Here is a 13,792-nt window from a genome sequence, read left to right as displayed (position 1 = left end):
TCCCTAGCCTTTGATTGCATCCAGCATTCCCCACATAGGTAGGAAAATACCCAGAGCTAAGATCAGCACCATACCAGCCACAACCACCAATAAAATAGGTTCGATCCTTGCGGTTAAGGTCTTTAAGTCATAATCGACTTCTCGATCATAAAAATCGGATACCTCAAGTAGCAACTCATCAATACGACCGGTTTCTTCACCCACCGAAATCATTTGTATCACCAGAGGGGTGAAAATTTCGCTATTGATCGCTGTTGAAGAAACCGTACTACCGGCTTCTATTGCGGCTTTCATAGCTTGTACTCTCAACTCAAGGAATCGGTTATCCAACGCTTCCGCAGACAACGACAGCGATTGGTTCAGTGGTACTCCGGCTTTTAGCATCAAGGCGAATGTACGTGAAAAACGCGAAAGTAGCGCTCGATTCACTACCCCACCAATCACAGGTATTTTTAAGCGTAACCTGTCCCACTTTTCCAATCCTTTGTCTGTCTTAACCCATGCTTTGAAAGCAAAAATAAGACCAAAGATAACCGCGAGCATTAAGCCCCAGTAATTAACAAAGAACTCCGACATGCCAATTAAGATACGAGTTGGGAGCGGCAGGTCGACACCAAAGCGCGCAAACATACTAGAGAACTGTGGAATAACCTTAATATTGAGAATGAACATCGCGACCAAAATAAAGCTAATCACAAAGGTTGGATAACGCATCGCAGTCTTGATTCGTTTGCGAGTCTCTACTTCTTGCTCATAGTATCCAGCCAATTGCAGCAAAGCTTGGTCTAAGCGACCGGTATTTTCACCAACCCCAATCATAGAGACAAACAGCGGGCTAAATACCTTGGGATGCATCTGCATCGATGCTGCTAATCCACGGCCATTGGTTAGCTCAGCAACCACTTCTTCTAGCGCTGCTTTCAGCTGCTTATTTTCACAATTTTGAGTCAGACCTTTCATCGACCTTAATAGTGGTACGCCTGCCTTGGTTAGGCTGTATAACTGTCGACAAAACAGAACCAAGACTTCAAGCGGAACATTGGGGGAAAACAGGCTAGATACATCCATATCCAAGACTGAACCACCACTTTTACCCAGCTTGATTGAGGTGGGAATAATCCCCTTACTCATCAAACTTTCTGCGGCAAGATCTTCGTTATTCGCATCCAACTGACCAGTCACTTGACTGCCATCAGAACTGCGACCTACATAACGATACGTTGGCATACTAGTCTACCCCTACAGATAAATTGGGTCTGTGGCACCGGAAGCATCGCCTTCACCAAGGTGCATGATCTCATCGAGGCTCACGACACCTTGCAAAGCTAACTCCATCGCAGAAGCCAACAACGGTTTGTAGTTTTTAGACCGCCTTGCCGTTTGAGCAAAGCCAACCGCGTCATTCGCTCTGAGGGCATCCATCATGTCTTGCTCTAGCTCCAACATTTCAAATACACCAATACGCCCGCGATAACCGGTTAGGTTACAGTTCTGGCAACCACGACCTTTCATGAATGGTACAGCCACTTGATTAGGGAAACGTACGCTCAACCACTGTTTACGAGGTTCATCCAACTCATCCTCAACCTTACAATCAGTACACACTTTACGAACTAATCGCTGTGCCACCACCGCTCTCACGGCACTTGCCACGAGATAACCGGGAGCACCCATGTCCATCATACGCAGCGCACTGTCTACTGCATCGTTGGTATGCAGCGTACTTAAGACTAAGTGGCCCGTCAGCGCGGCTCTCAAACCAATCTCAACGGTTTCGTGGTCACGCATCTCACCAATAAGGATGATATCAGGATCCTGACGAAGGAAAGTTCTGAGGATAGTAGAGAAATCGAGATTGATCTTAGGGTTTACCTGAACTTGGTTCACTCGAGGAAGGCGGTATTCCACCGGATCTTCCGCGGTAATAATCTTTTTGCCCGGCTCGTTTAATTCGCTTAGCGCACCATAGAGGGTGGTTGTTTTACCTGAACCCGTCGGGCCAGTGACCAAGATCATGCCATGTGGACGGCGTAACTGTTGACGAAGTCGAACCAACAGATCACTTGGTATACCTGACGCCTCTAATTTACGAAGGCCAGCTGATTGGTTGAGAAGACGCATAACCACAGACTCACCATGCTGTACAGGCATAGTCGACATACGAATATCAACCGACTGGCCTTTGGCTCGAATATTAAAACGACCATCTTGAGGAAGACGCTTCTCTGAGATATCGAGGTTTGCCATTAACTTCAAGCGCAGTACGAGTGCAGAGGCAATATTGACTTCATTCAGCAGTGTTTCATGCAGCACGCCATCAATACGCTGACGAAGACGCAATACGTTTGAATCTGGCTCAATATGAATATCAGATGCACCGACTTGGATTGCATCTTCAAATAACGAGTTGATCAGCTTAACGACCGTCACTTCGTCACTGTCTTCACCAGCAATATCAAAATCAAAGGCGTCATTGACTTGGTGTTCGGCATGAAGCTGCTCGGCGAAAGACGCAATTTCTTTGGTTCGGCGGTAATAGCGATCAAAGCCATCCACTAATTGTCTTTCTTGAGCGACAACGAACTCAAGCGCGTAGTCACCTAGTTGCCCAAGTAATGATTCCTGAGCAAACAGATCCGCAGGATCACTCATTGCGACACGTAACGTATCGCCTTGGCGTCCAATCACCAATGCACGAAGGCGACGAGCATGTACTTCAGGTAAAAGCTGCACCGCTTCAACATCAACAACCGCTCGACTTAAATCAATGAGAGGAATAGCGAGTTGCTGGGACAAGAAACTCAACATCTGTTGTTCTGATAAGAAACCAAGTTCAATCAGCGCATCACCCAGCTTACGACCTGTACTTTTTTGAGCAGCAAGAGCTTGTTCAACTTGGGCCTCAGTGATGATTCCCTCTTCGACGAGCAAATCACCTAGCCTTTTTCTTAATCTAATTTGCATCGCCACTCTCCTCTAAAGCTTTGATTATGTTTAAGCGGTCACGCACAAAGTTTTGCGATTGAGATGAGATTCCAACTCTGGTTAAGGCACCTTGGTATGACTCTTTTGCAGCAGAAAAATCAAGTTGACGCTCTTGTTGAATCGCAAGGCCAAGCCACCAGCGAGCATTATCTGAATCAACCTCGACTAACTTTTGATAACTCTCGAGCGCGATGTCTTCTTGCTGAGATTTTTGACTCAATGCAGCACGCATTGCCAAATAATCTTGAGTAGGATTTGGTGGCATGTGGATTAACGGGCTTAAAGCCGCTTCTGCTTGGTTAGCTTTAACCAGCAGTTTAGATAAGCCCAACCGTAGCTTTTCGCTGTTGATATTAAGTTTGATACCAGATTGAAACAGCTCGTAGGCTTTGCGAGTGTCACCCTTGCCAAAATAGAGAATCGCGAGTTTCTGGCGAACCTCTTCATTTCGTGGCGTATAACGCAAGGCTTCGGTGTAACCTTTCAAAGCACCAGTAAGATCATTCGCATCAAGTGCTTTCTGAGCTCGCCCTTGTGCATTCACTGATAATTGCTCAGGCGTTAGCTCTACCTGCTCAATCAACATTTCGCTATTTTCTGAACTGTCAGAAGATTCTTTCTCATTAGAGATAGGAGCCGGATCTTTTTTTGCCACGCTAGCAACGTAAATCGGCTTTGGAATGTCAGTATTAGTCGCTTTAGCCGTGCTTAACGGTTTAAGCGTAACGTTAGGGGTTGTCGTTTTAGAAGTACTCAACCTTGTCGGTGGCTTAGCTTGAACGTTATTGGCCGCTACTGTGTTTTCTGCTGAATGGGGCGTTAAATCTAGCGTCACTAATTTCTTGGTTGGCGATGAGAGTGTTTGAGTGACAACATCCTGCATTTCTCCAGAACTCTCTACGACAGAGACCTGGACTTGAGCATCTCGAGTTGAGATTGAATGTTCAACGGTTGGGCCTTGTGATATTGCCCAACCGCCCATCGCTAAGCTCAGAGTGAAACCAGCCACCAACCAAACCAATGGGGAGCGTGTTTTCACTTTAGGCACCACTGCCGCTTCAATCGAAGTCACTGACTTTTTCTTTGCCAATTCAGACAAGGCGTTATTTATGACGCTCATAATTAATTCCAACCCCACAGTATTGGCGTTTTAAATTTAGGCTTACATACATCGTAAGTTTCATGCATGGCTGAAAACAGGTGCTGGTTGTCGATACTTTTCTTATCTTCACTGAACGAGAGCAAAAGAGCCTTATGGCATAGTTGATTTATCAATCTTGGAATACCTAACGAGGAGCGACAAATCGCCTTTTTTTGATTCAAACTGAACAATTCAGGATTACCACCAGATTTAGCAATCCGATTATCAATATACGCCACCGTTTCATCGAGAGTCAGCGGCCTCAGTGTTGAACTAAACGTGATTCTTTGACGAAACTGCCTAAGGTGATAAGCCTCTAATCGAGCATCCAACTCAGGCTGCCCTAATAAAACAATTTGCAGCAGTTTTTTATCTTCAGTTTCAAGGTTACCGAACAACCTTAATGTTTCGAGAGCTTCATCCGATAGAGCTTGAGCCTCATCAAGAATCGCTACCACTCTTAAACCTGAGTTGTGTAACTCAATGAGCTTATGCTGAATGTTATCAACTAAGGTTGCTTCATTATCGATAGTCAAACCCAGCTCTTTAGCAACGGCTTGGCGTAAATCAACACCAGAGAGCACAGGGTTTGGTAGGTAAATAAGAGCAGTACAATCATTTAGGTGATTGACCAACATCCGACAAACCATGGTTTTTCCAGTACCAACCTCTCCGGTGACCTTAATCACGCCCTCGCCCATTTCTAACGCCGAGATCACCGTTTGAATCGCTTCGAAATGAGGCGCTAAACCATAAAATAAATCGGTATTCGGCGTTAAAGTAAATGGCAGTTGTTCAAAACCAAAGTGAGCTTGATACATAAGTGACCTAGCTTAGTTAGATGCTGCCAATCTACATTGAGAAAATAAGCGATTACTCTTCATCAGGGAACCACTGCTGCAGCAGATCTCGAGAGCGTTCTAACTCAGTTTGCCAAGTATTCACGCCAACAATCGTTGGTTTTAGTAAGATCACTAACTCAGTTTTTTGCGTCAACTGACTGGTATTACGGAACAAATGACCGAGTGCTGGGATATCGCCAAGGAATGGTACTTTCGACGTGATATCACTGGTGTTTGATTTCATTAACCCACCAATCACCACAACATCACCATCTTGCGCACGAATCACTGAGTCAGATTCACGAATAGAGCTTTTTGCCAATGGAAGTGAAACAATGCCTGTAGTTGAACCAAGGTTAAGCTCTTTCACCTCTTCTGCAACCTCAATAACGGCAGGATGAACATGTAAAAACACACTGCCTTTATCATCGATCTGAGGGGTCACATCCAGAGAAATACCAGAGAAGAATGGGGTTAACTCAACCTCAGGGGCCACATTCGCGTTATCACCACTACCAACTGCACTTGATAAGTCAGTTACGTAGTATTCGTCGGTACCCACTTTTATCACTGCTTTTTGGTTATTCGCAGCAGTCACCCTTGGGCTAGATAGGACGTTCAAGTCACCCTGTGTACCCATGAAACTCAATACCGCCTCAAAGCTACCACCAGAGACAACAAGGTTAGATTGACCACCTAAAGCAGCGCCGATTGGGTCCATGCCTGGCAATGTACTTGGGATAATCGCACCAGCGGCATCTTTAACAATAGAGCCCATACCTATCGTATAGTTAGTACCATTCGACGAGAACATCTTGGTCCAGTTGATGCCTTGTTGATAGCCATCACTTAAGGTCACTTCCATGATTTTGGCTTCCAAGATAACTTGGCGCTGCAAACGCTTCTGAGAAATACCTAAGAACTCTCGAACCTCACGAATTTCGTCGGGGTAAGCACGAACCGTAATCACACTGGCTTGCGGGGTCACGACAACACTCTGCCCGTCACCAGAACCAATGAGGTGAGCAACTGCCGCTTCAAGCTGTGGCCAGAAATCACTTTCAGAGGTCGTTTCAATCTCTGTACCGCCGTTCGATGTAGAATTCGATGAGTTAGAAGAGTTGGATGAATTTGACGAGTTTGAGTTCGAGCTTGAAGAGCTCGATGAATTAGAGTCAGAAGTCGTGATCGTTCCGGTGGTGATGGTCGTCAATGAACGACCTGAACGCTTCACTTGTAAGTAATCAACTGGGATCGTCACTGTGCGTAGACCAGCAGGATAAATCTGAATAACTTTGCCGCGTTTTTCTATATCGTAGCCATACATATCCTGAGCAACAGCCAACACTTCGTCTAACGTCACATCTGTCAGGTTTAGAGTCAGCTTCCCGGCAACGCTTGGGTGAATAGCCGCGCTGTATTCAGTGCCTTTTACCAAGCTAGCAAAAAAGGTTCTCGCTTCAACACCTTTAGCTTGAATACGAAAACGCTTAACGGTTTCCATACCCGGAGACATGGCATCCGAATTAAGCTGAGGCATCAGGTCATCTTGTACCGACGAAGGAAGATCACGAAGCGCTTTGCTATTCGCTTCATTAATTGATTCGTTTAAAGACTCTTTGATCTCAACGGGATCTCTATGTCCCATCGAACAGCCGACTAAAGATGACACTAGGATTGCTACTACAAGTTTACGCATGTCTTCACTCTAACCTTAATTATTCTTAACATCTAAAGAGAACATCTCTAATTTCCACTGCTTAGAGCTTCTCTGCAGAGTGACGTATTCTGGATCTATGTTCTTAACTCGGTACCCTCTGATCGTTTCTCCTTGACCGAGAATCTGACCATTCATAATGGCATAGCAAGGTGTATCGCCTTTGCACACAATGCTTTCTAGAGAAGGTAAGCGATAACGAGTTGGTGCCTTTTTAGCTGACGTTGTTTTTTGTTGTGGCGTCAACCAGCCTAATGGCGCCGTAGGATCCTGTTCGGCCCAAGCCATTTGGCTACTAAAAAGTAATGACAACAAAAGAGTTCTAACCACCGATAAACTCCTGTCTAGTACCTAGTGTGTAAACCTCAAACACCAGTCGAGCTTTAGGATATTCTTCAACCGAATACTGAAATGTGCGCCAGTAATAACTGACAGGAAGAGACTCAAGCGCTTGAAGATAAGCGGAAATATCAAAGTAACTGCCCGTTAATTCCATTCTTACAGGGTGAAGAAAGTAGCCTGAATATTCACTGGTCTCTTGATTATTCGAAATTGCTTCTGGTTTTAACGACTCTAGCGATTCGAGCTTAAGTCCATTTCCGGCATTAAGAACACTCTCCAATAGTTGAGACATTTGAGAAGGCGTGATCAGTCCATCGACAATCTGGGAAAGCTGAAGTGACAGATCTTGGCTCTCCACCAGCAGTTTTTTGTACTCTCGATTAATGTCTTTGTCTGGGTCTTTGTTTAACTTAGCTTGAAGAACGAGCAACTCACCTTGCTGTCTCTGGTTTGCCTGAGTCAGATTCATCGTCTTAGCATTTTTAGCCTGTAAATCGAGATACGCTGGCTCAACCAACAAGGTGAACAACAGCATGGATAGGCCAACAAAACCACACACGAAAAGTAGCCATTTTTCTCTCTGACTTAATGCAAGAAACTTATCGCTGAGCTGGTCCCACTGCTGCATTATTTACTCTCCCTGCGAGTACTTAGCTCAAACGTCACCACATCCTGATCATTGCGCCCAATTTTTAGTTTTTCAAAAGCACGTCCAACTAAATTAAGCTCACTTTTAAACTGACCAATCCAGTTAGGAACCACATTTGCGTTACGAGCAAAGCCACTAAGATCTAAAGTCTCGTGAGTCATGTAGATGTGCGAAAGAGAGATGTCATTTCGGCCTAATTTAGCTAAGGAATTCATGACGCCAGAATACCCGACTTGTTGTGATTCGTCGTATTGTCCTACCGCCTTCAAAGCCTCTTTTTTAGCCTGAGTCTCACGTTTGAGACGCGCAACTGCCGCCACTTTCTCTGGAGACGGTTTATGCTGAGTTAACTTACTATTCAATTGGTTAACTTGCTTGTTAAGCTGGTTCGAGTCATGTTGCAAAGCTGTTAGGGTTTTATCTAGATTAGAAGCTTGATACTGCATTACAAAGTAACCACCAAGTAGCAGCACACAAACGAGCCCCCAGCTCGCAACAACATTCGTCAGCGTAAAATATTCTTTCTTAGGCTTGAGATGTTCAGGGTAAAGATTGACATTAAAAGCCTCTTTTTCAGCCGCAAGCTTAACCAACAAACTCTCTGAATTATCACGCTCACCTTCAACGAGCAGAGAAACGGTCGAACTCAATGTGTTATTTAACGCGCCTTGTAACTCAGACTCATCTTCCTCATCACAGCAGATTTTCAACTGATGAAGTTGAGTACCTTTAATTTGAGAAGAAAGGTAATCAATCGAGCGTTGGAGTTCTAGAGCAAGGCCATCTAACTGGAGAGCGCTTGATGCAACACCCGTTAAAGGTGGAACAACACTACGGATGGTTCTTTGAAAGCAAACGGTATTTTCAACAAACGCACCCAGCTTAAAGTGTGAATTGGCGCTGCGCTGTAAAAGGATGAAATTAGACAGTTCGCCAGCACTGTAACCCCAGATTTCATCTTCAGGAGCAACACCTATTAATTCAACCTGAACCGAATTAGCAATATTCAAAAGCTTGTCTAACAGCTTTTTAGGCAGAACATACACTTGCAGCTTATTCGACGTCGGCAACGCGACCGCACTCGCGACAATTTCAGTCACTCTTTCAGAGACAAGATCTTTGAGTAAAAAAGGCAGGGCAACCGACCATTCACTCTCTGGAATGTCCGGTTTATCAATTTGGTAGGTTTGGTAGTAGTTAGCACAGACAATCAGCTGGAGGCTATTACTAGTAAACGCCTCACTGCTAAGCGATTTTTTTAGCGCACTCTCCCAGTCCCCATTAACCACGGGAATGCTAGTTACTTGAGGTTCTTGTTCTGTCGATGAAATATAAATGGCATCGTTGCCTAACATGACAACTTGAGAGCTGCCTTTATTATTAGTTGGCTTTATCTTGTCTAAAATCGCTTTAAAATTCATTGTTAACTACTACTCTTACGCCATCGATTTCTTCGTCCAACTTTCACAACAGATTCCGCTTTCGCGACCTTTTCAGCTTGATTAGGCAAAGGGATAATCTGTTGTTCTTCGTCGAAATATCTCCCTTGATAGCCGTTAATGCCTAACTCTATCAAGGTGTTCTTTTCTTGTTTTGTCTCGACTCCAACAGCAATAACTTGAGTTGGAGAATCACCGCATGCCCCAATTAAGCTTCGGACAAACAGTTGATTCTCATGCCTTTGATCGATTTTCTTTATTAAGCTTCGATGAAGCTTAATGTAATTGACCTTCAAGTCCTTTATATAGTGAGTGCTAACAATGGTTCGTCCAGCTTGGCCAACCACCACTTTACACCCTAAACCTCGCAGCATCTTTGCCACCGGTCTCATATAATCAAGGTGGGCAATCAAGTGCCCTTCAGGAAACTCAAACGCAAGCTGAGAGCGATGCTGAGCAGAGAGCTGTAATAACTCACTTCTAAACCACTTAAAATGCTGTTTATTCGCAAATGGAGTAACATTCAGATTCACCGAATAGTTGAGAGGCTGAGTTGACTCTTTCAGCGATTTCAACAAAACCTTTAGAACCGATTGGTCCATTTGAGCTTGATAACCCACTTGCTCTACCGCAGGCATAAATCGAGACGATTTCAATAAACCTTTATCAGGGTCCTGAATTCTAGTGAATATTTCTCTATGTAATTCATTGGCTTGACCAGATTCCGGCATAAGATAACATCGCTGAGCAAAGATTACTAAATTTTCAGGAAGCAGCGCTTTATCCAATAATGTTCTCCAACGAACACTGCCTCTATCCAACTCATTTGTATTCTGCTTAGGGTAACGGCTCCAGTTATTAATACGCTCCAGCTGGGCACTCTTTAATGCCGTTTCCGTTTCATCCATGATCTGACTGTGACGCTCACCTTCGGTATACATGGTTACGCCAATATGGCACCAATTATCAGAATCTAAAGGTTCCGGCGGGGTTATCTTGTCTAACTGCCTTAAACACTGAGCCGCCAAGGTAGCAATATCTTTAGCCCCTTGATGCGGAATAAATACGGCAAAATCAGCATCGTAATAACGAGAAAAAATAACATCAGGATAGCGTTGAACAATATTCGACAATACTTCGCCAACTTCGATAATAAAGCCGTCAGTGATTTGCTTGTCATTAGCATCACGGACTTGCTCCCATTCGTCGATACGTATCAATAACACACCACCTCGAGCACCGCTTTCATGCAAAGCCGATTCAAGCTTGTTATCGAATAAGACTCGGTTTGCCGTGCCTGTGAGTTTGTCTAGGAAGGTATGGGTACGGATAAAGGTATCGAAGCGGCTTCTTTCTTGACGAGCATCTTGCAGCTCTTCGATCAAGACATCCAAGGCTTCACTTGCCGTGTATGGCCATTCAAGTTCATCTCCCTTTGCATGAGCCTCAACTTGCCCAGCGAGGATCATTCTTCCTCGCTCTTCCAAGATCTCAGAACCCATCAACTGTTCCTTCAACCAACGAACACCACGAGCCAGACAGAAAAGGATCAATGCAACCGCCAAAGTAATTGACCACATTGCTTCCATTGAGTAGCTATAACCAATATAAGGAGGCAATGCTTTAAACTCGATTCGATAACCTTCATTGCGCTCTAGAATGAAGCTTCTTTCATAAAGACGATTGGGATCAATTTGTGGGGAGGTATCTTTGAATCGATAAACGATGCCAGTCTGGTTCGAGAGTTTCATCTCAACAATATTGCTTGCCTGCAACATCTTAGGCATCCAACGCTGCATCGAATACGCGGCGTCAGGATCTTCCATCTCTTTATCTACAACGTCGACAATACCAACCAAATAATGATCTAAATATTCTTGTCCGATACGCTTAAAGGAAAGTGTGCCACCAATAAAAAGAATGAACATCGCACTGATCACTATCACAGTGACAAATGCGACCAATCGAGTGCTCAATTTTAGTGTCGGGGTATATCTCATGAATAACGAAATCCTTTTCAACTCACATTATACCGTATTGCTACTTATACTATAAATTGACGTTGTAAATAAAGCGTTAAGAATTCTAGGTAACAAAAAGCCGCGATAAACGCGGCTTTTTCCAATTTAATACTGTCTTTATAATATATTAAAAACAGGGCTTAAAATGGGATGTCATCATCAAAATCCATTGGCGGCTCATTATATTGAGGTTGAGCCTGCTGAGGAGCTTGTTGAGGTGCTTTCGGCTGCTGTTGAGCTGGAGCACTGTATTGTTGCTGTGCTTGTGGCTGTTGTGGCTGACCCCAACTACCTTGCTGTTGGTTGTTACCCATACCACCTTGAGCAGGAGCACCGCCTTGAGCACGACCACCAAGCATTTGCATTACACCGTTGAAGCCTTGAACAACGACTTCTGTTGTGTAGCGATCTTGACCGCTTTGATCTTGCCATTTACGCGTTTGAAGTTGACCTTCAATGTAAACTTGAGAACCTTTACGTAGGTACTCACCAGCAACTTCCGCCAGCTTGCCAAACAGAGCAACACGGTGCCATTCTGTTTTTTCACGCTGTTCGCCAGTTGCTTTATCACGCCATGACTCTGACGTTGCAATGGTAATGTTCGCTACTGCACCGCCATTGGGCATGTAACGAATTTCAGGGTCATTACCTAGGTTACCCACTAATATAACTTTGTTAACTCCACGGCTAGCCATGATTTGCTCCGTCTAAATTCATAGTCTCAGAAAATTTTAGCGCACAAGAATAGCATGCTTTTCTGCAGTGATAAATCGCATTCCTATTCTCGCCTCACTACAAAGAATAAAAACGTAACAAATCATGATATTCAGAGCGATGTTGCTTTTTTCTCCACTTACAAACCACTCATTTACTTTGATAATTGATATTCAACGCAAGTCACTATTAAGGCGGTAGAGAAGCGAAGGCCTGCATGACAACGTGGAATCTAATTCTACTTAAACAGGACGTTTCAATGAGAAAATCTCGATACGCTCGCACTTTGCATTTTCTGTGCATCGACCCAAACGACACCTATCTACATGTAAAAGAGATAGAAAAGCACTTATCTATTATTCTCTACAAAATGACACCGGACGATTTGATGTTATTTGATCGAAAGCAGAGCAACCGAATTTTACTGGTTGATTACAAAGAGGTGCCTCGATTAATCAACCTTCATCCAAATCTACCTGTGATGTGGAAAAATCATGAGATCATTTTATTCAATGTCCCCAAAGCTCTTCCCACATCGGAGTTGATTACGTTTGGCGTATTAAAAGGTCTCTTTTACAACTCTGAAGAGAAAGCCAAAATAGCGAAGGGACTTGAAGAGGTCATTAATGGAGACAACTGGCTACCTAGAAAAGTGGCAAGCCAATTACTCTTCTACTATCGAAATATCGTGAGCACCAATACCACCCCTACTAATGTCGACTTAACCATTAGAGAGCTACAAGTGATTCGCTGCCTTCAATCAGGCTCATCAAACACGCAAATAGCCGATGACTTGTTTATTAGCGAATTCACCGTCAAATCTCATCTTTATCAAATATTTCGTAAGTTAGCCGTTAAGAATAGAGTCCAAGCTATTGCATGGGCAAACCAGAACTTGCTTGCATAATTGATCAGCCTCTTAAACTGACGATAATTTTGAGGAAAACTCTAGTGAACCATACGGATTGTTGCTGAATTTTCGACATAACTTATGCTAGAGTTGCCCTCAGAAATATCAACCATTCAGGTTGAATCCATAATTATTATAGATAAAGGGTCTTACCATGATCAAAAAGTGCCTTTTCCCGGCAGCTGGCTACGGTACACGTTTTTTACCTGCAACTAAGTCAATGCCGAAAGAAATGATGCCTGTCGTCAACAAACCTCTGATTGAATACGGTGTTGAAGAGGCGATCGAAGCTGGTATGGACGGCATGTGCATCGTGACTGGCCGTGGTAAGCATTCATTGATGGACCACTTTGATAAGAACTACGAGCTTGAGCACCAGATCAGCGGCACCAATAAAGAAGATTTGCTGATCAATATCCGTGAGACGATTGAAGCAGCAAACTTCACGTACATTCGTCAACGTGAAATGAAAGGCCTTGGCCACGCTATCTTAACGGGTCGCGAACTTGTGGGTGATGAACCTTTTGCAGTAGTGCTTGCTGATGACCTTTGTGTTAACGAACAGCAAGGTGTACTGGCTCAAATGGTTGCACTATACAAACAGTTCCGTTGCTCAATTGTGGCAGTCCAAGAAGTTCCAGAGGAAGAGACTCACAAGTACGGTGTTATCTCTGGCGAAATGATTAAAGATGATCTTTTCCGTGTTGATGACATGGTAGAAAAGCCAGAACCAGGCACTGCGCCAAGCAACCTAGCAATCATTGGCCGTTACATTCTGACTCCAGATATCTTTGAGCTTATCGAGCAGACTGAACCAGGCAAAGGCGGCGAAATCCAAATCACTGATGCATTGCTAAAACAAGCAAAAGCAGGTTGTGTATTGGCTTACAAATTTAAAGGCCAACGTTTTGACTGCGGTAGTGTTGAAGGCTACATCGAAGCAACAAATTACTGCTTTGAAAACCTATACAAAAAAGACCAGCAACAAATCGAGCTAGGTAAGCACTCAACAACAAAAGAAGCTTAATCGCT

At 44.0% G+C, this 13,792-nt stretch carries 12 protein-coding genes; 2 read left to right on the top strand and 10 right to left on the bottom strand.

The features are described from left to right. Nucleotides 1–3: 3 nt before the first annotated feature. From DUN60_RS00240 to DUN60_RS00195, 10 genes are all read right to left on the bottom strand, one after another. Nucleotides 4–1,227: a type II secretion system F family protein gene (locus DUN60_RS00240; RefSeq protein ID WP_114632929.1), complete on the bottom strand. Its 1,224-nt coding sequence runs from the start codon at nt 1,225–1,227 to the stop codon at nt 4–6. A 12-nt stretch (nt 1,228–1,239) separates the two neighbouring features. Then, nucleotides 1,240–2,964 (bottom strand): MSHA fimbrial ATPase MshE, encoded by a 1,725-nt coding sequence (mshE, locus tag DUN60_RS00235; RefSeq protein ID WP_054541400.1) that lies wholly within the window; start codon nt 2,962–2,964, stop codon nt 1,240–1,242. Further along, entirely contained in the window at nt 2,954–4,105 is a 1,152-nt protein-coding gene (locus DUN60_RS00230; RefSeq protein WP_114632928.1) for a tetratricopeptide repeat protein, read from the bottom strand. Before DUN60_RS00230 ends, mshE begins: the two co-directional genes overlap by 11 nt. A 2-nt stretch (nt 4,106–4,107) precedes the next feature. Then, nucleotides 4,108–4,947 (bottom strand): ExeA family protein, encoded by an 840-nt coding sequence (locus DUN60_RS00225; protein ID WP_114632927.1) that lies wholly within the window; start codon nt 4,945–4,947, stop codon nt 4,108–4,110. Nucleotides 4,948–4,999: 52 nt separating this feature from the next. Further along, a complete protein-coding gene (mshL, locus tag DUN60_RS00220) occupies nt 5,000–6,667 on the bottom strand; it encodes a pilus (MSHA type) biogenesis protein MshL (protein ID WP_065207161.1) in 1,668 nt (555 codons plus the stop codon). Between the two features lie 15 nt (nt 6,668–6,682). Beyond that, entirely contained in the window at nt 6,683–7,015 is a 333-nt protein-coding gene (locus tag DUN60_RS00215) for a hypothetical protein (protein ID WP_004735948.1), read from the bottom strand. Next, nucleotides 7,008–7,655, bottom strand: coding sequence for a type 4a pilus biogenesis protein PilO (pilO, locus tag DUN60_RS00210; protein ID WP_065207160.1), 648 nt, complete (start codon nt 7,653–7,655; stop codon nt 7,008–7,010). The genes DUN60_RS00215 and pilO overlap by 8 nt, the downstream gene beginning before the upstream one ends. Next, entirely contained in the window at nt 7,655–9,097 is a 1,443-nt protein-coding gene (locus DUN60_RS00205) for a hypothetical protein (protein ID WP_054547882.1), read from the bottom strand. Before DUN60_RS00205 ends, pilO begins: the two co-directional genes overlap by 1 nt. Before the next feature lie 2 nt (nt 9,098–9,099). Next, the gene (gene csrD, locus DUN60_RS00200) at nt 9,100–11,115 is read right to left on the bottom strand and encodes an RNase E specificity factor CsrD (RefSeq protein ID WP_054547883.1); all 2,016 of its coding nucleotides are present in this window, start codon (nt 11,113–11,115) and stop codon (nt 9,100–9,102) included. A gap of 161 nt (nt 11,116–11,276) precedes the next feature. Beyond that, nucleotides 11,277–11,831 carry a single-stranded DNA-binding protein gene (locus DUN60_RS00195; protein WP_114632926.1) on the bottom strand — a complete coding sequence of 185 codons (555 nt, stop codon included), beginning with the start codon at nt 11,829–11,831 and terminating at the stop codon, nt 11,277–11,279. A 278-nt stretch (nt 11,832–12,109) separates the two neighbouring features. Between DUN60_RS00195 and DUN60_RS00190 the strand changes: the two genes are divergently transcribed. After that, nucleotides 12,110–12,757: a LuxR C-terminal-related transcriptional regulator gene (locus DUN60_RS00190; protein ID WP_017084684.1), complete on the top strand. Its 648-nt coding sequence runs from the start codon at nt 12,110–12,112 to the stop codon at nt 12,755–12,757. Nucleotides 12,758–12,914: 157 nt separating this feature from the next. Then, on the top strand, nt 12,915–13,787 hold the full coding sequence (galU, locus tag DUN60_RS00185) for a UTP--glucose-1-phosphate uridylyltransferase GalU (protein ID WP_065606690.1): 873 nt from the start codon (nt 12,915–12,917) through the stop codon (nt 13,785–13,787). Nucleotides 13,788–13,792 lie beyond the last annotated feature (5 nt).

Source organism: Vibrio splendidus, from assembly GCF_003345295.1.
Classification (GTDB): Bacteria; Pseudomonadota; Gammaproteobacteria; order Enterobacterales; family Vibrionaceae; genus Vibrio; species Vibrio splendidus_K.
The sequence above is the reverse complement of the archived record's forward strand: the minus strand, read 5'-3'. Positions and strand labels throughout refer to the sequence as shown.